The organism is Arsenicicoccus cauae (assembly GCF_009707125.1).
Classification (GTDB): domain Bacteria; phylum Actinomycetota; class Actinomycetes; order Actinomycetales; family Dermatophilaceae; genus Arsenicicoccus; species Arsenicicoccus cauae.
In genome coordinates, this window is sequence record NZ_WLVL01000040.1 from 1 (window position 1) to 18,772 (window position 18,772).

Here is an 18,772-nt window from a genome sequence, read left to right on the forward strand (position 1 = left end):
CCCGCACTCCTGGTGCGACTACCTCGCACCCGCAGCGTACGAGAACGCCTACTACGCTGCCCGCAACCCTTCGACGGCAACCGCCGCCGAAGCACACACGACTCTCCACTGAACCCGGGGCGGTTCAGGCCGTCGACCCGCGAGGCGCAGCTGGAGGCCCAGGTCGAAGACCTCACCTTGGCGCTCGGCGAGGCCGCGGTCGAACTCCGGGTCTGGAAGAAGAGCGCGGAGGGCCGGTTGGGCCCTTCGAAGACCTCGAGGTAATCCGGATCGACGAGGGAATGTCGACCTCGAGGTTCTGCGACCTGCTCGACATTCCCGAACGAACCTGGCGACGCTGGCAAGCCAAAGCCCGGGCAGGCGAACCAGTCAAAGGTCCCTGGCGGCCCCATCACGCGACCAGCACCGGGAAGCTGTGGTGACGATGGCCGGCAAGCATCCCGCCTGGGGCCATCGCAAGATCTGGGCCATGGTCCGTCACGACGGGCACGGGCTTTCGCCGTCGACGGTGTTGCGGATCATGGCCCACGAAGGCCTCCTGCTCCATGCTGACTACCAGAAACAGCGCCGGGAGTTGGCCAAGCAACGCAAGGCCGCCTTCGCCGCGGCACCCACGGGTCCGAACCAGGTCTGGCAGTTCGACTTCAGTGAGTACGAGACCACTGGGGGCGGGACCTGGCGGGTCGCCGGCGTCGCGGACTACTACTCGAAGTACGAGTTCGGCTGGCACTGGTCACCCACCGCGAACCAGCACGACGCCATCGCCGGTGTCGAACTTGCCCTCGCGGAGGCCGAGGCCATGCTCGACGGCACCAAGCTCATCGATCACCTGACCGACCCCACCACGGGTGAGATCGTCCCGATCACGTTGGTCACCGACAACGGCGGACCGTTCCGCTCGTTCCGCTTCGAGCACTTCATCACGGCCCATCCCGAGCTGCGCCATGTCCGCACTCGCGTCAGGACGCCGGGTCAGAACGGGGTCCGTGAGCGGGCCTTCCAGAGCTTGAAGTATGAGCGGCTCTACCGCGAACAGATCGACGATGCTCTCGACCTGGTCCGAGAGGCTGATGCCTACCGGGCCCAGTTCAACACCATCCGACCCCACGAGGCGCTGTCCTGGAATCGGCCCTCACAGGTCCACCGCGGTCTGGCCGACCCCGGCATCCCCCACTTTTCCAAGCCCGAAATCCTGCCAACTACTTGACGCGGGACACAATGACCCAAGGACGGCGCCGACGGCCCCGGATGCGTCAATAGGTCATCAAAGCCTGCGACACTCGCGCCGTTTATTCCTGCGACCCACAGTTCCCTGTTGATGCACACAATGCGCTTAGGGTCGGGGGCATGGGCGCACAGGGGCAGACCGTCGGCTACATCCGAGTGTCGAGCGCGGGCCAGAATCCCGCCCGCCAGAAGCAGACGATCGGTGCCGTCGACACGACCTTCGAGGACGTCGCCAGCGGGAAGCGAGGCACGGAGCGGGACGGCCTGGCGCAGCTGCTCGCCTTCGTGCGGCGAGGTGACACCGTTCGTGTCGCCCACATCGACCGACTGGCCCGCTCCCTCGTAGACCTGGAGCGGCTGGTGGGTGTCCTGGTGGAGAAGGGCGTGACGGTCGAGTTCGTCTCGAATCACCTGACGTTCGCACCGGGGGGTGACGACAAGTACGCGAGGTTTCAGCGGCAGGTTCTGGCGGCGGCCGCCGATCTGGAGCGGGCCATGATCGCCGAGCGGCAGGCGGAGGGCATCGCGCTGGCCAAGGAGCGCGGTGTCTACAAGGGCCGGCGCCGGAAGTTCACCGAGGCCGAGGCCGAGCAGGTGCGCAAACGGTATCTGGCGGGGGAGTCCGTGGCGGCGTTGGCGAAGGAGTTGGGGTGTTCGCGGCGGGTGATCTACGACGCGGCCAATCGGTCGGGCGGCTACGCCCGACCGGTGGCGGAGCCGCCGAAGATGAGGGGCGCCGAGACCGTGGCGCTGTTCGAGGACGACGAGGTCGCAGAGCCTTCCGCGGCGCAGCGACGGCGGGCGCTTCGCCGCGCCGCGGCGGCCGCGGAGCGGAGCGCCGGATCGTGAAGGTGACCGCGTCGCTGACTCCGCTCGTGGTGCTCGTCCTGGCAGGGTGCGCGCACCCGGTTGTGGACACGAGCAAGGGGGAGGGGGAGGGCGGCGGCGTCGTGACGGGGGTAGTGGTGTCCGTGGCGGACGGGGACACGGTGACGGTCGAGGCCGACGGGCGAAGGGAGCGGGTGCGGCTGCTCGGCATCGACGCGCCGGAGCTCGGGCACGAGCCCCGGCGCCAGCAAGAGCGCGGTCCCGGCCGAGTGCGGCGCCCAGAGCGCGCGAGCGGCCCTGGCGGAGACAGTCATGGGCCAGGTGGTGCGGGTCTCGTCCGATGACCCGCATGTGGCTAGTAGGGATCGTTTCGGGCGGCTGCTGGGGTACGTCGAGACGGCCACGGGTGACGTAGGAGAGCGTCAGGTGCGATCCGGATGGGCGGAGGCGTGGGCGCCTCGGACGGCGGATCGGCCCGGGCGAATGGCGCGCTACGAGGATGCGCAACGCCAGGCGCGGGCGGAGCCCGCCGGCGCCTGGCGGACCTGCACGAAGGTGGGCCGTTAGCGGCTGGACCTGCGCGCTGTGGGGGTCGTCCACGGGGCCGTGCCCGGGTCGAGCGAAGCGAGTGCCGGGGTGCGGGGCGGTGGGCGAGTTTGGTGAGCTGGGATCTCAGCTTGGGTCGTTCGGGGGCATCTTGGGGCGCGTGGACGGCGCGCAGTGAGCTGGGAGCTCAGCTCGGGTCGGCGGCGGCGCGTGGCCCCGGCCCCGGATCACGTCGGGCGCGGCATACGGCAGGGCTGTCCAGCGTTGGACTAAACGGCTCGCCGCCCAGGTGGGGCCCGTGCGACCCTTGAGGGGATATGACTTCTACTCCACACTTCGACCTCTTCCGCTCCCGCGCCGAGGCGCTGGCCGAGGAGGGCGCCACCGTCGACCAGGCCCCGTTCGACGACGAGGGCGACCACGGCTACGACGGCGAGCAGCTCGACCGCGAGGAGCGGTCCGCCCTGCGGCGCGTCGGCGGCCTGTCGACCGAGCTCGAGGACGTCACCGAGGTCGAGTACCGCCAGCTCCGCCTGGAGCGGGTGGTCCTGGCCGGCGTCTGGACCGAGGGCACCGCGACCGACGCCGAGAACTCCATCCGCGAGCTGGCGGCCCTCGCCGAGACTGCCGGGTCCACCGTCCTGGACGGCGTGATCCAGCGGCGCCAGCGTCCCGATGCCGGCACCTTCCTCGGCAGCGGCAAGGCCGCCGAGCTGCACGACATCGTGGTCGCGGAGGGCGCCGACACCGTCATCTGCGACGGTGAGCTCACCCCTGGGCAGCGCCGGGCCCTCGAGGACGTCGTCAAGGTCAAGGTCATCGACCGGACCGCGCTGATCCTCGACATCTTTGCCCAGCACGCCAAGTCCCGGGAGGGCAAGGCGCAGGTCGAGCTGGCGCAGCTGCAGTACCTCCTGCCGCGCCTGCGCGGCTGGGGTGAGTCGATGTCCCGCCAGGCCGGTGGCCAGGCCGCCGGCGGTGTCGGCATCGGCTCCCGTGGCCCCGGCGAGACCAAGATCGAGCTCGACCGCCGGCGGATCAACACCAAGATCGCCCAGCTCAAGCGCGACATCAAGCGCATGAAGACCGGCCGCGACGCCAAGCGGGCGAGCCGCAAGGCCAACGAGATTCCCAGCGTGGCGATCGCCGGCTACACCAACGCGGGCAAGTCCTCGCTGCTCAACCGCCTCACCGGCGCGGGGGTGCTCGTGCAGAACCAGCTCTTCGCCACGCTGGACCCGACGGTGCGCCGCGCCGAGACCCCGGACGGGCGGCCCTACACCCTGGCCGACACCGTGGGCTTCGTGCGCGCGCTGCCGCACCAGCTGGTCGAGGCCTTCCGATCGACCCTGGAGGAGGTCGGTGACTCGGACCTGCTGCTGCACGTGGTCGACGGGTCGCACCCCGACCCCGAGGGGCAGATCAGCGCCGTGCGCGCGGTCATGGCCGAGGTGGGTGGTGACCGCCTCAAGGAGGTCATCGTCATCAACAAGGCCGACCTCGCCGACCCCGAGGTGCTGATGCGCCTGCGGGCCAACGAGAAGCACTCGATCGTCGTGTCCGCCCGCACCGGCGAGGGCATCGACGAGCTGCGGCGGCTCGTCGCCGAGGAGCTCCCGCAGCCCGAGATCCCCGTCGACGTGCTCCTGCCCTACGACCGGGGCGACCTGGTCAGCCGGCTGCACGCGGACGGTGACGTCGTGAGCGAGGAGCACACCCCGGAGGGGACCCTGGTCCACGCCCTGGTGCACCCGCGCCTCGCGGGGGAGCTCACGCCGTATGCCGTGGAGCCCGCCGCCTCGCGCTGAAGCCGGACCGCCCGGGCCGCCCCTCCAGCCGGTGGGGGAGCGGTCCGTCGCGTCGGCCCTCGGAGACCCTGGTGACCGCCGGCAGGCCGTCGGAGCGACTGTCAGGTGAGGCCCTGGCGGGCGTCGTCCAGGCAGGTCGCCCGCTTGCCGCGAGGGACGCCGACGCTGCGCAGGCAGGTGCAGCGGCGGCCCTCGCGCGTCGCCTCGCCGGCCAGGCGCGCCCACACGAACCGCTCCATCCGCAGGTAGTCCCCGAAGTCGAGCTCCCCGCCGTCGACGAGGGGCGCGAGCTCGGCGCTGACCGTGATCCGGCAGTCCCGCAAGGGGATTCGCTCGGCGAGGGCCGCCAGACGCTCCTCGGTCCAGTCGGTGCCCTCCCAGTCGACGTCGTCCGCGGTCTCGGGCACGTCGACCCGGCACTCCAGGGCCCGGCGCGGCTCCCGCGTCGTGAACGCGAGGCTCTGGGCGCGGCATCCCTCGCCGCCGACGTAGGCGTGCAGGTGGCCGCCGAGCGAGGCGACCATCTCCAGGGCGTCACGGGTGACGTCGAACCGTGCAGTGCCGCCGGGGTGGTCGACGGTGGCGGCATACGGCATGGGTGAGCGTCCTCGGGGGTGGGGGAGTGGGGTCCGGTGGGGTCTGTCGGAGGCTACGGCTAACGTCGACGCCATGGCCACCGCCCCGCCCGACCGTGCCCCGCGCGCCCTCCACCCGGGTGCGCCCCGGACCGTCGAGACGGCCAGGTTGCGCCTGCGACCGCCGACGACGGCGGACGCGGCGTTCCACCACGCCCTGCACTCCGACGAGCGGCTCTATCAGCACGCGCCATGGGCCGTCACGACCGACCGGACCGCCAACCTGGTCGGTCTGCAGACGTGGGTCGAGGGTTGGGAGACAGACGGGTTCGGCTACTGGGTCGCCGAGGACCGCGGATCCGGGCGCCCCGTGGGAGTGGTGGGGGTGCGGCCGCTCGCGCACGGCGAGGACGGTGTCGTCAACCTCTACTACCGCTTCGCCCACGAGAGCCACGGGCAGGGCCTGGGACGCGAGGCGGCCCGGGCCGCCACCGCGTGGGCCGCGGAGTGGCTGCCCGGGTGGCGGGCGCGGGCGGTGGCCCGCGACGACAACCCGGCCTCCGGGCGCACCGCCGCCTCGGCCGGGCTGGTGCCGGGCGAGCCGCACGTCATCCCGGGGGACCCGGTCGAGGCAGGGCCGTCGCGGGCGTGGTGGTTACCGCGGGTCCGCGTCGTGGGCGCCTCCGAGCGATCCGCGGACCCGTCGCTGCGGGACCAGATGCTCGACCTGTGGTGCGCCGTGAACGCCGCCGGGGGAGCGGTGGGATTCACCCGGGACACGCCGCGCGAGGCCGTCGCGGTGACCCTCGACGACGCCCTCGCCGCCACCGACGACGAGCTGCGGACGCTGGCGGTGCTGCGGGACCACACCGGGCTCCTGCTCGGGTTCGGCTGGTGGATCCGCAGCGCGGACGGGCTCTTCCGACACACGGCGACGCTGAAGCGCCTCATGGTCGACCCGGCCGTGCAGGGGCGCAACCTGGGAGCCGTGGCGCTCGCCGGGATGCACGCCGTCGCCCGGACGCTCCCCGGGCTCGAGGTGTGCGACCTGACCTATCGCAGCGGGCTGGGGCTCGGCCGGTTCTACGCGCGGATGGGGTGGACCGAGGTGGGGCGGGTGCCGCGCTCCCTGTGGCTGAGCGCGGACGACCGGCGTGACAGCGTCTGGATGGTCCGGTCGGTGACCGGGGCATCCGTGGTGGCGGAGGGATCCTTATGAGCCGTATGACGATTCGCGTGGCCCGCGACGACGACCTGCCGCTGCTGCCGGCGATCGACGCCTCCGGGGGACCGCTCTTCCGTGGCGCCGGCATGGACCTGGTGGCGGACATGCCCCCGGACCCGCCCGAGGCGTTCGAGCCCGCCCTGGCGGCGGGCACGCTGTGGGTGACGGCGGACGAGGACGACCGGCCGGTCGGCTTCGTGCGGGTCGGGCTCGTCGACGGCCACCCGCACGTCGACCAGCTCAGCGTCCACCCGGACCAGGCGGGGCAGCGCCTGGGGGCGCGGCTCCTCGAGGCCGCGGAGACGTGGGCGCGGTCCGCGGGGCACGCGGAGATGAGCCTGACGACCTACCGCGACGTGCCGTGGAACGGTCCCTACTACGAGCGGCTGGGGTGGCGGGTCCTGCCGGTGGCGTCGCTCGGCCCGGGACTGGCGGCGGCGCGGCAGCACGAGCGCGACCGGGGGCTGGACCGGTGGCCGCGCCAGGCGATGGTCAAGGACCTGGCGCCCGGCCCGGGTGGTCGACCGGTCCTGACGACGCCTCGCGTCACGCTGCGGCCCATGACGCTCGAGCACCTCCCGCTCCTGCACCGTCTCGACGCGGACCCCGAGGTGATGCGCCACCTGCTCGGGCGGGCACGGACGCCGGAGGAGATCGACGCCTTCTGGGCACCCAGGTGCGCGGACCCGAGCGGCGACGCCCTCGGCCTGGGCTGGTGGGTGGGCTTCGCGGGCGCAGGCGCGGGTGCTGACTTCCTCGGCTGGTGGGACCTGGGGCGCCGCGACTCCGAGCCGGGGTCACCGGTGCGCCCGGACGCTGCCGAGATCGGGTGGCGGCTCGACCGTCGCTACTGGCGTCGGGGGCTCGCGTCCGAGGGCGCGGCGGCGCTGGTGCGCCACGGCTTCGAGACCGTCGGGCTGCGACGGATCTGGGCCGAGACGATGGCGGTCAACGCCGCCTCCCGGGGCGTCATGCGCAGGCTCGGGATGCGGCACGTCTCGACCGAGGTGCGCGCGTGGGACGACCCGCTGCCGGGTGCTGAGGAGGGCGAGGTCACCTACGAGATCACCGCGGAGGAGTGGCGCCGCGGGCTTCGCTAGACCGGGCTAGGTGTACTGCCCGGGGACGTTGATCAATCGTGAGAAGGGCGGCTGGTTCCCGCAGGCTGTGGGGCCCTGCCCCCGTGTCCAAGAACCGGGGGCAGGGCCCGATCGGCCAACCATCGTCAACAACCAGACGAGCGACGATCATTCGGTGCCTTGGAGTGAGCGCCGCGTTGGCGTGCAGGCGTGACGGACCAGTCATCAGAACCTCACAAGCCCCGGCCCGGCCACTACTCCAGACCTTGGAGGCCGCCCGCAGACGAGCATGAGGATCTCGAGGGCTGGTCCGGTCACGACCGAGCCCTGACCGTGGGTCCAGTCGATGTCGTCGGCGACGAGCATGACTCCGACCAGCTTCTCTCGGGCGCCCCCAATCCTGACGCTTGTGGCCACTTGGTACTCGATGGCCATCTGGAGGTCCTCTGGCTGATATTCCCGGTGGAGACCGAGGGGGCGGCGAATGTCCTCGCCGTGCACGATTTCCTCGACAAGGCGCGTGGCCAGTGGAGCCATGAAGCGAGGTGGGCCAGACGTTCGATCCCTGACCTGCACAAGCAGGCTGATGAGCTCGTCTGGTTGCTTGTCTCGGTAGCGTTCCACACCGAGTTCGTTCTGCCGGTCGAAGTCGAATCCGGCTCGAACCATGCCTGTGAGGAAGGTGGTCGGGGTGGTGGCGGCCGTGTCGACCAGATGGGCGACCACATCGCGAATCCGCCACCTTCGACACCCGGACTCGGCATCCCAGTCGTGCGGGCCGAGGTCGCGAAGGTCGCGGATGAGTGCTGCCCGTTCGCGGTGGACAGAGTTCCAGATCGCGTCCATCAGGACCCCTCTCCGAGTCGCGAGGCCAGGACGGGGATGCCGTCGCCAGCGAGTTGGTCGAGGTGGCTCGGCCGCCCGGCCATCGCCATGACGAGGCTGAGCGTGGGGCCCGCCACCTCTGGGCCGTTGCCGTGCTCGAAGGTGCCGTCGGTGGCGCGCAGGTGCAGCCCAGACGCGAGGCTCTTGCTGTTGACGGCGAAGTTGCGGCTCGCGTAGAACTCGGCGACCTGCGTCACGGCGCCGACGTCGACCACGCTCGGGATACCGAGGGGGTGCCGGATGTCCTCTCCATGGACGAGAACCTCTCCGAGATACGCGGCCAAGTCCTTGGATGGGGCAACGGACGAAGCGATGACCGCCCGAAAGCGCGCCAACGTCTCTGCGGGGTCTTTGCCCAGGTGCTCACGAAGACGTCGCTCGTTGTGAACGGCAGGCCGGAATCCCGACAGGATGATGCTTCGCAGCCACGCGAGTTGGTTGGTGGAGGCGGCAGCCGTCAGGTGCGCCACTACATGCTCGACATCCCACCCCGAGCACAGGCTCGGGCTTCGCCAGTACGCTGCCGTCAAGCCTCCGAGGTCGTCCGCCAGCCTCTGTCGGGCTTGGTGCGTCCAGGTCAACAGCTGGTCGTTCATCGCGCTCCTTGCTACTGTTTTGGTAGCACTGACGCTACACTTTCAGTAGTAATCTGTGTCAATGGGCGAGCGAAAGACATACGGGTCCTACAACGACGGGTGCGCTGCGGCACACGCGCTGGACCTCATCGGGGACCGGTGGACGATGATCGTTGTGCGCGAGCTGCTGCTCGGCCCCAAACGCTTTTCGGACCTGCAGCGCGACGTGATGGGGATCGGGCCAACGATCTTGACGCGCCGCCTCGGTGAACTGGTCCAAGCTGGCATCGCCGTCAAGACAGAGGTCGACGGGCTCCCCGGTGAGCACTACGAACTGACCTCGTGGGGGCATGGGCTTGAGCGCGTGAACAATGAGCTGGCTGCCTGGGCAGTCGCATCACCTTCCCTTCCATGGGACGCCGACATGAGCCCGGACACCCTCGTGTTGACCATGCGAGCCCACGCGCGACCGCGCCCCGACCTCGTTACCAGCCCCGCAACGGTCGCCCTCCACCTCACCGACTCGCGCCGGGCCGCAGCTGGCGAATACGTCACCTATCTCGCTCGCCTGGCCCCCGACGAGACAACGATCGTCCGCGAGCCCTCCCCGAGCGCCTCGACGGCCGACCTGACCGCGACAACACGAGCCCTCAAGGCCATCATCCTGGGACAGGACCAGTACACGCCCAGCACCCCCGGAATCATCACGACAGGCGACCCGAAGCCCGTGCAATGGCTCCTGGCGGCCACACGCCTCTCCTAACGTCGTCCGGGTGTCTCTGTGCTGCGCTTGACAGGCGCCCTACTGCGGCTGAACGCCCTCCCGCCGAGGCCTTCCCGTTCGTCGGCCGCAGCCACTCAACCAACCTGCCCGGTCAGTACAGCTAGGCGCCGCTGCGGTCCGCCTGGGCCAGGTCGAGCTTGAGCCCCGCGTGGCTGGCGGCATACCCGAGGCGGTCGTAGAACCGGTGCGCCTCCTGCCGCGTCAGGTCGGTGGTCAGCTGGCTGAGCGACGCTCCGCGCTCCCGCCCCCACTGGTGGGCCCAGGCGAGCATCGCTGCCCCCAGACCGGATCCGCGGGCGCGGTCCGCGACGCGCACGGCCTCGACCTGCAACCTCGTCGTGGCGGAGCGGGACAGCCCGGGCAGGATCGTCAGCTGCATGGTGCCCAGCACCTGCTCGTGGGGGTCCGCCTCGTCGCGGACCACGACGAGCAGGTGAGACCGGTCGGCCTCGATGCGATGGAACGCAGCGACATACGGCTCGAGGTCCGCGACCTCCCGGTCCGCCCCGAGGGGGTCGTCGCGCAGGAGCCCGACGATGGCCGGGACGTCGGCCACCCCGGCGCGCTGGACCCGGAGCGTGCGCCCGTCGACGACGAGGTGGTCGAGGTCCTCGGTCCGGGATTCGGCGACGAAGAGGCAGAAGGGGTGACCCGCGGGATCGGCGTAGACGTAGAGGGGTTCGTCGGGATCGTCGGTCCGGTCGAGGAGCAGCTCGGCCCCGAGCGTCAGGGCGCGTGCGTGGTGCTCCTCCAGCGCTGCCCGGTCGGGGACGGTGAGGTCGAGGTGCAGCTGCATCGGCACGTCCGGGGCCGGCCAGGTGGTCCGCTGCAGGTGCTCGACCTGCTGGACGGCGAGCGTCCGCGTGCCGTCCGGCCGGGTCAGCACCAGCCAGTCGGCGTCGTCGGACGCCGGGTCAGCCGGAGGCTCGTCGCCGGGCCGATAGACCAGCCCGAGCAGCCGGCGGTAGAACTCCGCCAGGGAGCGGACGTCCTCGGCGTCGAGCACGGTGTGCAGCACGGACGGGTTTCCCACGCCGAGATTGTCGCGCGCCCACATGCGGTGCACAAGTGCTGCACATGCAGCCTGCCCGACGGATGCGCTCGTTGGGGCACAACAGGATTCGCAGAGCGAACACCCGATGTGCAGCAGATGTGCGCGCTGGGTCAGACGTCGGAGGCCGTGCGGTAGACCGAGACGTGCGAGCCCGACTCCGAGGTGAAGGGTGCACCTCGCCAGTCGGCGTCGCGCGACTCCAGCGCCATCCCGGCCAGACGCGCCATCAGGTCGAGCTCGGACGGCCAGACGTAACGGTGCGGGGAGCGCCCCACCGTCGCCGAGCGCCCCTCACCGAACCTGACGTGGTGGGACATCAGCCGCTGCGTCGCCGTGTCGAGGGTGTCGACGAGCAGATAGCCGTCCTCGACCGCGCCGACGAGCGCGGGCACCCCGGGCGCCCCCTGCTGCAGCTGCGGCACCCACAGCTCGATCACGAACCTGCCGCCTGGTCGCAGGTGCGCAGCCGCGTTGCGGAAGCACTCGACCTGCGCGTCCTGCGTGAGCAGGTTGCCGATCGTGTTGTAGACCAGGTAGACGAGCGAGAACTCGCCCGGGACACGGGTGCTCGCCATGTCCCCCTGCACGACGGGCAGGTCGGCGTCGCTCACCTTTTCCCGCAGGCGGGCGATCATGTGGCGACTGATCTCGATGCCGGTCACCGAGATCCCGCGCCGGGCGAGAGGTATGCCGACCCGGCCCGTCCCGACGGCGAGCTCGAGCACGCGGCCATCGCCGGCCAGGTCGGCGAGACGGTCGACGGTGGGGCCGAGGACGTCGGGCGCCTCCATCCCGGTCCCCGGGGTGTCATAGCTCGCTGCGGCGCGGGCGTCCCACAGCTGCTCTTGGTCGAGGTGGTCCAGCGAGGTCAGGTCGTGGGGCATGCGTCCAGCGTGCCCGGACCGCGAGCCGGACGGCCACCGGTTTGGCGTCAGGCGGCCGGCTCCGACCCGAAGAAGTCCCGCAGGTGGGAGGCGACCTCCTCGGCCCACGGCTCGCGCAGCAGCGTGAAGTGGTCGCCGCTGATCTCGACCTGCGCGTGGGGGCCGATGAGGTGAGGTGCCCACCGGGAACGGGCGTCCTTCTCGGGGGACTGGGCCACCAGGATCAGCGCGGGGCCGGGCCACGGCTGTGAGCGATAGGCGCGCGCCATCCTGTCGGACTGCACGAAGAACCGCCAGGCGTCCGTGGCGCCGGCGGTGTCGCGCAGGGATGCGCGCACCAGACGCACCAGCGAGCGCGTGCGCGCGGCGACCGACGTGCCCTCGACCGGCTCCGGGTGCAGCGTGGGCTCGGGTGGGAAGGAGTCGATCACGACCAGCCGCGCCTCCTGCCCGAGAGCGCGCAGCTGGTGGCACATCTCGAAGGCCACGAGCCCGCCGAAGCTGTGCCCCGCGAGCAGGTAGGGCCCCTCGGGCTGCACGCTCCGCACGACCTTGACGTAGCGCCGGGCGAGCCCGCGCAGGGTCAGGTCGGGCAGGCCGCGGGCCTCGAGCACGGGATTCTGGAGCGCGTATGCCGGCCGCCCGCCCAGTCGCAGGGCGATGGGCCTCAGCGCGATGCCGATGCCTCCAGCCCCCGCGACGAGGAAGACGGGTGTCTCGGCCGGTCCGGTCACCAGCGGGACGAGGCAGTGGTCTGGGCCGGCGTCCGTGCCGCGGACCGCCTCTGCGAAGTCGGCGAGCGCCGGCGCCTGTGCGAGGACGGTGGTGCGGGCCCGGTCCGGGTCGACCCCCAGCTCGGACACGAGCCGCGTCATCAGCGCCTCGGCGGCGAGCGAGTCCCCGCCCAGGGCGAAGAAGTCGGAGTGGGGCCCCAGCGGGCCGTCGTGCTCCAGCGCGGCCGCCCACTGCTCGGCCACGAGTGCCTCCCAGCGTGAGGTGTGGACGTCGGACGGGGCGCGCTCGGGCGCCTCGGGGAGGGCGGCGCGGTCGATCTTGCCGCGGTCGTTACGGGGGAGCGCGCCGACCAGGACGAAGGCCTCGGGGATCATGTGGGCCGGCAGCTGACCTCGCAGCGCCTGCCGCCACGCTGCCTCGAGCCCCGGGTCCGGCAGCTCCGCGCCGGGCAGCCCCGGACCGGTGGGGGGCGCGGGGAGGCGGCGGTGGACGACATACGCCACGAGCCGGGCCCGACCGTCTGCGGGGCGTGGCCCGCTGACGACCACGGCCTCCCGGACGTCCTCGAGGGCGAACAGTGCGGCGTCGACCTCGCCGGGGTCGACGAGGTAGCCGCGCACCTTGACGCTGTGGTCGACCCGTCCGACGATCTGGATCGCACCGTCCGGCAGGACGCGGCCGAGGTCGCTGGTGCGGTAGCGGCGAAGGCCGTCCTCGAGGTCGGCGAACGCGTCCGCGGTGGCCTCCGGCAGCTGCCAGTAGCCCGTCGCGACCTGGGGGGCCGTGACGACGAGCCGACCGGTGGCCCCGGGCGCGGCGGTCGCGCCGTCCTGGTCCAGCACGCTGAGCACCGTGCGTCCGACCCCCCTGCCGGCGGGCAGCGGGCCGTGGAGCGGCGGATGGTCGGGGCCGACGACGTACTCGGCGATCAGGCCCGTCTCGGACGAGCCATAGCGGTTGCGCACGAGGCAGCCAGGGGGCAGCAGGGGGCGCACCGCCTCGATGTCCCGGCCGTATGACGCCTCGCCGGCCACCGTGAGGTTGCGCAGCGTCGTCAGCATCGCCGGCTCGGGAGAGGTGGTGACGAAGCCGCGCAGGATCGCGGGGCTGGTGATCATCAGGGTGCAGCCGTGCTCGGCGACCACCTCGGGGAGGCCGGCGATGCCGCGGCTGCGGGCGTCGTACAACCGCATCCGGGCCCCGACGAGCAGGCCGTGCAGGGTCGTCGTCAGGCCGGCGTGGAAGGCGATCGGCAGGGTGTGCGCGATCGTGTCGGTCGAGGAGTAGCAGCCGGTGGCGATCGCGCTGTTCCAGGCGTCGCGGACGAGGAGGCGGTGGTCGTTGGCGACCGGCTTGGGGGTGCCGGTGGACCCGGACGTGAAGGCGAGTGCCGCCACGGACGTCGGTGACGGCGGGTCGCTCCACAGCGTCTCGGGGTCGGCGGGCTCGAGGCCGCGGACCGACAGGGAGACGACGTGCAGCTCGGAGGCGAGGCGTTCGTTGGCGGGGTCCGTGACCAGCAGACGGGCGCCGGCCCGCTCGACCAGCTGGGCCTGGCGGGGGCCGGGCGTGCGGGGGTCGAGCACGAGGACCGGGTGGCCGGAGGCGACGACGGCCAGCAGGGTGACCACGGCGTCGGCGCTGTGGTCGCAGCACATGGCGACGGTCTCGGCGGCACCGAAGGCGTCCTCGCCGTGACGCGCCGGGGGCGGGTCCAGGGAGGCCAGCGCCTCACGGAGACCGGCGAGGATGGCCGCCGCGCGCTGCGCCACCTGGGCATAGGTGAGCGTCACGTCCTCGTCGGACACGGCGACCGCCTCGGGGCGCGCCGACGCCACCTGCCGGAACCGGGGCACCACCCCGCCGTCGACATCGCGCTCGGACAGCTCCGTCCACACGGCCTCGCTCATGGTGCCCCCGTCGATCCCGCAACCCGATCGGTCTCAGGCCACTCCCAGGGATGAAGGTACGCGCGGTCACGGGGACCTCGCCAGCAGGTGACGAGGCTGGATCCTGCCAGTCAGGAGAAGTCGAGCGTCATCTGGGGTGGGGCATAGGCCGGGTCGACCCCGTCGAACAGGCTCGAGATCGAGGCGCCGGCGTGGATGCGGGCGATCGCCTCGGCGAACAGGTCGGCGGTGGAGCAGACCTTGAGCGCGGGCCAGCCCTGCGGCGGCGGGACGGTGTCGGTCGTCACCACCTCGCTGATCATGGGGTGGTCGCGCAGCCGGTCCACGGCCTTGCCGGTGAACAGGCCGTGCGTGCAGGCCACGGCCGCCTGCTGGCACCCCGCCTCCTGCAGCTTGCCGAGCAGCTCGACGATCGAGCCGCCCGTGGCGATCTCGTCGTCGAGCACGATCGCCGTCCTGCCGGCGACGTCGCCGACGATCATGTCGATCTCGACCTTGTCGTCCGCCTTGCGCTGCTTGGACCCGGCGGCGACGGGCAGGCCGAGCAGGCGCGCGAGCAGGGAGGCGGTCTTGGCGTTGCCGAAGTCGGGGGACACCACGACGTGGTCGGTCAGGTCCCGCTGGCGGAAGTGGTCGGCCAGCACCCCCGTCGCGGTGAGGTGGTCCACCGGCACGGAGAAGAACCCGTGCACCTGCGGCGCGTGCAGCGTCATCGTGAGCACCCGGTGGGCGCCGGCGGTCTGGAGGAGGTCCGCGACCATGCGACCGCCGAACGAGATGCGGGAGGCGTCCTTCTTGTCCGAGCGGGCGTAGGCGAAGTGCGGCATCACGGCCGTCACCGAGGCGGCCGACGCTCCCCGCGCCGCGTTGATCATGAGCAGCAGCTCGAACAGGTGCTCCTGCGTCGGGGGGACCAGCGGCTGGACGAGGTAGACGTCCTTCTGCCGGCAGTTCTCCAGCAGCTGCACCTGCAGGCAGTCGTTGCTGAAGCGGACCACGTCCACCCTCGAGAGCGGCACGCCGAGCTCGTCGCAGATCTGTCGGGCGAGCTCGGAGTGGGCGCTGCCGGAGAAGACCACGATGTCACGCACGAGGGGCACCTTCGAGGGGACGGGGGGAGCGGGTTGCGGCCAGCATATCGACGCCGCGCACCCGGTGCGTGATCGCGTGGCGGGGGTCTGTCACGCCCGTGCCATAGGGTTGCGGCGTGCCGCACCCAGACCTGGATCGCTACCTCGACGCTGCCGTCGCAGGGGTGGGCGGCAGCACCCGCCCCGGCCAGGTCCAGATGGCCCACGCCGTCTCCGACGCGATCGACCGGGACCAGCACCTGCTGGTCCAGGCGGGCACCGGCACCGGCAAGTCGCTGGCCTACCTCGTGCCGAGCCTGCTGCACGCCCTCGGCAGCGACAAGCCGGTCGTGGTCGCCACGGCGACGCTCGCCCTGCAGGCCCAGATCGTCGACCGCGACCTGCCGCGCCTCGCCGAGGCGGTCACCCCGCTGGCGGGCAGGCGGCCGTCATACGCGCTGGTCAAGGGCCGCCGCAACTATGTCTGCCGACACAAGCTCGACGGCGGTATGCCGGACGACGACGCCGACTCCCTGCTCGGGGTGGCCGCTGTGGACGCGGGCGTCGGACGCCTCGGCCAGGAGGTCCTGCGGCTGCGCAGCTGGGCCGAGCACACCGTCTCCGGTGACCGCGACGAGCTGGTCCCCGGCGTCAGCGAGCGGGCGTGGCGCCAGGTGAGCGTCAGCGCGCAGGAGTGTCTCGGCACGAAGTGCCCGCAGCGTGCGGAGTGCTTCGTCGAGCGCGCGCGGGAGGCGGCCAAGGACGTCGACGTCGTCGTGACCAACCACTCGTTCATGGCGATCGACGCCTTCGAGGGGCGGATGATGCTGCCCGAGCACGACGTGCTGGTGGTCGACGAGGCGCACGAGCTGGTCGACCGCGTGACGGCGACGGTCACCGACGAGCTGAGCGCCGGCATGGTCGCGACGGCCTCGAGACGCTGTGGCCGGCTCGCCGACGCCTCGGCGCTCGCGGAGGCCGGCGACATCCTCGGCGAGGTGGTCGAGTCGCTCGAGGAGGGGCGCCTGACCGACCCGCCGCAGTCGTTGATCCAGGCGCTGTCCCGGGTGCGGGACACCGCGCGATCTGTCCTCACCGAGCTCAAGCCCGACAAGGGGCAGGAGGACGGCCCCGACGCGGGCGCCCGCAAGGTGGCGCAGGCGGCGGTGGACGAGACCTTCGACACCGCCGAGCGGATCCTCGAGGGCCGCGAGCTCGACGTGGTGTGGCTGTCCAAGGACCCGCGGCGCGGGGGAGTGCTGCGCGTCGCGCCCATGAGCGTGGCGATGCTGCTGCGGGACAAGCTGTTCGGCGAGCGCACGGTCGTGATGACCTCCGCCACGCTGGAGCTCGGCGGGACCTTCGACGCGGTCGCGGGGACGCTGGGTCTGCGCGGCGACGGCGCGCCCGGCTACACCGGGCTCGACGTCGGCTCACCCTTCGACTACCCCAGGCAGGCGATCGCGTATGTCGCCAAGCACCTGCCCCCACCCGGGCGCGACGGCACGGCCGAGCAGACCCTCGACGAGATCGAGGCGCTCGTGCGCGCGTCGGGCGGGCGGGCGCTCGGGCTGTTCTCGTCCATGCGGGCGGCGCAGGCGGCGACCGAGGCGCTGCGCGAGCGGTTCGCGGCGGACGGCACCGACATCGAGGTGCTGTGCCAGGGCGAGGACCAGACCACCACTCTCGTGCGGCAGTTCGCGCGCGAGCCGCGGGTGGCGCTGTTCGGCACGATGACGTTGTGGCAGGGCGTCGACGTGCCCGGCACGTCCTGCCAGGTCGTGATCATCGACCGCATCCCGTTCCCGCGCCCCGACGACCCCCTGGCCTCCGCGCGCACCCAGGCGATCGGCCGGATGGGCGGCAACGGCTTCATGGCCGTGTCGGCGACCCACGCCGCGCTGCGCCTGGCCCAGGGCGCCGGCCGGCTGATCCGGCGAGGCGACGACCGCGGCGTCGTGGCCTTCCTCGACCCGCGGATGATGACCGCCCGCTACGCCGGGTTCCTGCAGCGCTCGCTGCCGCCCTTCTGGCCCACCACCGACCGCGAGCTTGTGCTGGGCGCCCTGCGGCGTCTCGACGAGACCGCCGCGCCCGTCACCCCGGTCCACGAGCCGGCGCTGCGCTCCCTGACGGGCGAGGTCACCGAGGACGTCGTCTCGGCCACGCCGCGGCCGTCCGCGACCGAGCCGCACCCGGCCCCGCCCTCCACCCGCACCGCCGTCACGAGCGGCCACCCGTGGACCGACGCCGGGGACACCGAGCTGCGCGAGGGCGTCGATGCCGGCCTGTCGCTCGACGAGCTCGCCGACCACTTCGAGATCGAGCCGGAGGTGGTCGAGGCCCGTCTCGCTGCGCTCGGGCTGTCGCTGCAGCCGCAGAGCGGCTTCACCTTCGACCAGGACTGAGCGGGGCTGGGCCTCGGAGCGCCGGGGGCGCCGGTGGCGAGGGCGTCTCGTGCTGCAGGGTGAGACGGGTGCGGCGCGGTGAGGCGCGGCGCGGGTCAGCGGGCGCGGTGCGTCTGCGTCTCCGTCGGGTCGTTGGCCAGCAGGAAGGCCTGCAGACCCGCCAGGTCGTCGGTGTTGATCTGGTCGACACCAGCCGCGACCAGCTCGCGCCACACGGCGTGGCGTGCGGGGCCGGGCAGGTCCGGGGTCGCCCAGAAGCGCACCTCGTAGCCCGCGCGGTGCGCCGTGGCGACGATGTCCTGCAGCTTCGCGCGCTCGGCCTCGGGCATCGGGCCCACGCCCTGCCACGTGAAGGTCTTGGTCCAGTTGTCGCTCACGACCGGCATCAGCTCCGCCGAACGCCCCGAGCGCAGGTCGGTCAGGCGGCCGTCATACGCCGAACGTCGCACGCGAGCGCTCTGCATCGCGGCCAGGTCCCGGTCGCCGGAGACGACGACCTCGACGGGACGTGCGGTGCGGCGGCCGTCGCGCCAGGTCGTGACGAGCTGGGGGTAGCGCGCGAGGATGCGCTCGAGGGTGGCCCAGGTCTGCGGGCCGGACTTCACGTCGACGTAGAGCCGGAACCGGCCGTCGTCGCCGCGGTAGACCGAGTGGGCGTTGTGCTGGACGCGGCGCAGGAGGGGACGGAGGTACTCGTCCTCGAAGCGGCGCGACAGGTCCGGGGCGTCGTGCCCGAGGTAGAGGTCGCCGTCCACCAGCCACACGTCGGCCTCGACGCTGGTGAAGCCGTGGTCGAGGGCGTCGAGCAGGGGGCGGTCGTGCTCGTAGTCGTTGTGCGCGTGCGCGCGCTCGAGGGGCTGCACGTCGCCGGGGCGGGGCTTCGGCGCGGCCTGGGCGCAGACGGAGGGGGTGATCGTGGTGGCGGTGAGAGCCAGCAGCGCCGCGACGAGGGCGACGAGCATGGCGCGCAGGGGGATTCGCATGCGCCAAGGGTTCCGCCGCCCGGGCAACAGGGGGCAAACATCGCCCCAACGCCAGGGCACGAGTCGCCGACGGGTGGGCCGCCAGGCCTGGCGGTGAGGGCGTCTCGTGCTGCAGGGTGAGACAGGTGCGGTGCGGTGAGGCGTGGCGCGCGGGCTGCGTCGACGGCGACCTGAGCCCGCGGGGTTGTCGGTGGGT

Annotated in this window: 15 protein-coding genes and 2 pseudogenes; 8 read left to right on the forward strand and 9 right to left on the reverse strand. The window is 72.2% G+C overall.

Going from position 1 to position 18,772, the window contains the following annotated elements; genetic code table 11:
- Positions 1-424 precede the first annotated feature (424 nt).
- From GGG17_RS12070 to hflX, 4 genes and pseudogenes are all read left to right on the forward strand, one after another.
- Positions 425-1,207, forward strand: a complete 783-nt coding sequence (locus GGG17_RS12070) for an integrase core domain-containing protein (protein WP_230082949.1) — start codon at positions 425-427, stop codon at positions 1,205-1,207.
- A gap of 140 nt (positions 1,208-1,347) precedes the next feature.
- A complete protein-coding gene (locus GGG17_RS12075; RefSeq protein WP_154593977.1) occupies positions 1,348-2,076 on the forward strand; it encodes a recombinase family protein in 729 nt (242 codons plus the stop codon).
- A 267-nt stretch (positions 2,077-2,343) separates the two neighbouring features.
- Positions 2,344-2,622, forward strand: a pseudogene (locus GGG17_RS17390) (thermonuclease family protein); the annotation flags it as partial.
- Between the two features lie 296 nt (positions 2,623-2,918).
- Positions 2,919-4,409: a GTPase HflX gene (gene hflX / locus GGG17_RS12085; protein ID WP_154593979.1), complete on the forward strand. Its 1,491-nt coding sequence runs from the start codon at positions 2,919-2,921 to the stop codon at positions 4,407-4,409.
- A 101-nt stretch (positions 4,410-4,510) separates the two neighbouring features.
- Here hflX and GGG17_RS12090 read toward each other — a convergent pair whose 3' ends face one another.
- Positions 4,511-5,005: a peptidase gene (locus GGG17_RS12090; RefSeq protein ID WP_154593980.1), complete on the reverse strand. Its 495-nt coding sequence runs from the start codon at positions 5,003-5,005 to the stop codon at positions 4,511-4,513.
- Between the two features lie 73 nt (positions 5,006-5,078).
- On the opposite strand from GGG17_RS12090, the gene GGG17_RS12095 reads away from it, so the two are divergent.
- Entirely contained in the window at positions 5,079-6,203 is a 1,125-nt protein-coding gene (locus tag GGG17_RS12095; protein ID WP_195849226.1) for a GNAT family N-acetyltransferase, read from the forward strand.
- Positions 6,204-6,208: 5 nt separating this feature from the next.
- Entirely contained in the window at positions 6,209-7,309 is a 1,101-nt protein-coding gene (locus tag GGG17_RS12100) for a GNAT family N-acetyltransferase (RefSeq protein ID WP_195849227.1), read from the forward strand.
- A gap of 204 nt (positions 7,310-7,513) precedes the next feature.
- Here the strand turns inward: GGG17_RS12100 and GGG17_RS12110 are convergent, their stop codons facing one another.
- Together GGG17_RS12110 and GGG17_RS12115 are read right to left on the reverse strand one after the other, a co-directional pair.
- A complete protein-coding gene (locus GGG17_RS12110) occupies positions 7,514-8,134 on the reverse strand; it encodes a maleylpyruvate isomerase family mycothiol-dependent enzyme (RefSeq protein WP_154593984.1) in 621 nt (206 codons plus the stop codon).
- Complete coding sequence (locus tag GGG17_RS12115; RefSeq protein WP_154593985.1) at positions 8,134-8,769, reverse strand: maleylpyruvate isomerase family mycothiol-dependent enzyme; 636 nt, start codon at positions 8,767-8,769, stop codon at positions 8,134-8,136. Before GGG17_RS12115 ends, GGG17_RS12110 begins: the two co-directional genes overlap by 1 nt.
- A gap of 61 nt (positions 8,770-8,830) precedes the next feature.
- Here GGG17_RS12115 and GGG17_RS12120 point away from each other — a divergent pair, with 61 nt between their 5' ends.
- Positions 8,831-9,511 carry a winged helix-turn-helix transcriptional regulator gene (locus GGG17_RS12120; RefSeq protein WP_154593986.1) on the forward strand — a complete coding sequence of 227 codons (681 nt, stop codon included), beginning with the start codon at positions 8,831-8,833 and terminating at the stop codon, positions 9,509-9,511.
- Positions 9,512-9,632: 121 nt separating this feature from the next.
- Here GGG17_RS12120 and GGG17_RS12125 read toward each other — a convergent pair whose 3' ends face one another.
- The 5 genes and pseudogenes from GGG17_RS12125 to GGG17_RS12140 form a co-directional block, all read right to left on the reverse strand.
- Positions 9,633-10,088, reverse strand: a complete 456-nt coding sequence (locus tag GGG17_RS12125; protein ID WP_311966702.1) for a GNAT family N-acetyltransferase — start codon at positions 10,086-10,088, stop codon at positions 9,633-9,635.
- A 72-nt stretch (positions 10,089-10,160) separates the two neighbouring features.
- Positions 10,161-10,589: pseudogene (locus GGG17_RS16580) on the reverse strand (VOC family protein); the annotation flags it as partial.
- Positions 10,590-10,696: 107 nt separating this feature from the next.
- Complete coding sequence (locus GGG17_RS12130; protein ID WP_154593987.1) at positions 10,697-11,470, reverse strand: class I SAM-dependent DNA methyltransferase; 774 nt, start codon at positions 11,468-11,470, stop codon at positions 10,697-10,699.
- 47 nt (positions 11,471-11,517) lie between these two features.
- Positions 11,518-14,115 (reverse strand): AMP-binding protein, encoded by a 2,598-nt coding sequence (locus tag GGG17_RS12135; protein WP_154593988.1) that lies wholly within the window; start codon positions 14,113-14,115, stop codon positions 11,518-11,520.
- Positions 14,116-14,225: 110 nt separating this feature from the next.
- On the reverse strand, positions 14,226-15,206 hold the full coding sequence (locus tag GGG17_RS12140) for a ribose-phosphate diphosphokinase (RefSeq protein WP_311966645.1): 981 nt from the start codon (positions 15,204-15,206) through the stop codon (positions 14,226-14,228).
- A 116-nt stretch (positions 15,207-15,322) separates the two neighbouring features.
- On the opposite strand from GGG17_RS12140, the gene GGG17_RS12145 reads away from it, so the two are divergent.
- Entirely contained in the window at positions 15,323-17,593 is a 2,271-nt protein-coding gene (locus GGG17_RS12145) for an ATP-dependent DNA helicase (protein ID WP_311966646.1), read from the forward strand.
- 95 nt (positions 17,594-17,688) lie between these two features.
- Here the strand turns inward: GGG17_RS12145 and GGG17_RS12150 are convergent, their stop codons facing one another.
- Positions 17,689-18,576 carry a phosphatidylinositol-specific phospholipase C/glycerophosphodiester phosphodiesterase family protein gene (locus tag GGG17_RS12150; protein WP_154593989.1) on the reverse strand — a complete coding sequence of 296 codons (888 nt, stop codon included), beginning with the start codon at positions 18,574-18,576 and terminating at the stop codon, positions 17,689-17,691.
- Between the last annotated feature and the right edge of the window lie 196 nt (positions 18,577-18,772).

Coding starts and splice junctions, on each gene's coding strand:
- GGG17_RS12070 (WP_230082949.1), top strand. CDS start 425: ATGGCCGGCAAGCATCCCGCCTGGGGCCATCGCAAGATCTGGGCCATG.
- GGG17_RS12075 (WP_154593977.1), top strand. CDS start 1,348: ATGGGCGCACAGGGGCAGACCGTCGGCTACATCCGAGTGTCGAGCGCG.
- hflX (WP_154593979.1), top strand. CDS start 2,919: ATGACTTCTACTCCACACTTCGACCTCTTCCGCTCCCGCGCCGAGGCG.
- GGG17_RS12090 (WP_154593980.1), bottom strand. CDS start 5,005: ATGCCGTATGCCGCCACCGTCGACCACCCCGGCGGCACTGCACGGTTC.
- GGG17_RS12095 (WP_195849226.1), top strand. CDS start 5,079: ATGGCCACCGCCCCGCCCGACCGTGCCCCGCGCGCCCTCCACCCGGGT.
- GGG17_RS12100 (WP_195849227.1), top strand. CDS start 6,209: ATGACGATTCGCGTGGCCCGCGACGACGACCTGCCGCTGCTGCCGGCG.
- GGG17_RS12110 (WP_154593984.1), bottom strand. CDS start 8,134: ATGGACGCGATCTGGAACTCTGTCCACCGCGAACGGGCAGCACTCATC.
- GGG17_RS12115 (WP_154593985.1), bottom strand. CDS start 8,769: ATGAACGACCAGCTGTTGACCTGGACGCACCAAGCCCGACAGAGGCTG.
- GGG17_RS12120 (WP_154593986.1), top strand. CDS start 8,831: ATGGGCGAGCGAAAGACATACGGGTCCTACAACGACGGGTGCGCTGCG.
- GGG17_RS12130 (WP_154593987.1), bottom strand. CDS start 11,470: ATGCCCCACGACCTGACCTCGCTGGACCACCTCGACCAAGAGCAGCTG.
- GGG17_RS12135 (WP_154593988.1), bottom strand. CDS start 14,115: ATGAGCGAGGCCGTGTGGACGGAGCTGTCCGAGCGCGATGTCGACGGC.
- GGG17_RS12150 (WP_154593989.1), bottom strand. CDS start 18,576: ATGCGAATCCCCCTGCGCGCCATGCTCGTCGCCCTCGTCGCGGCGCTG.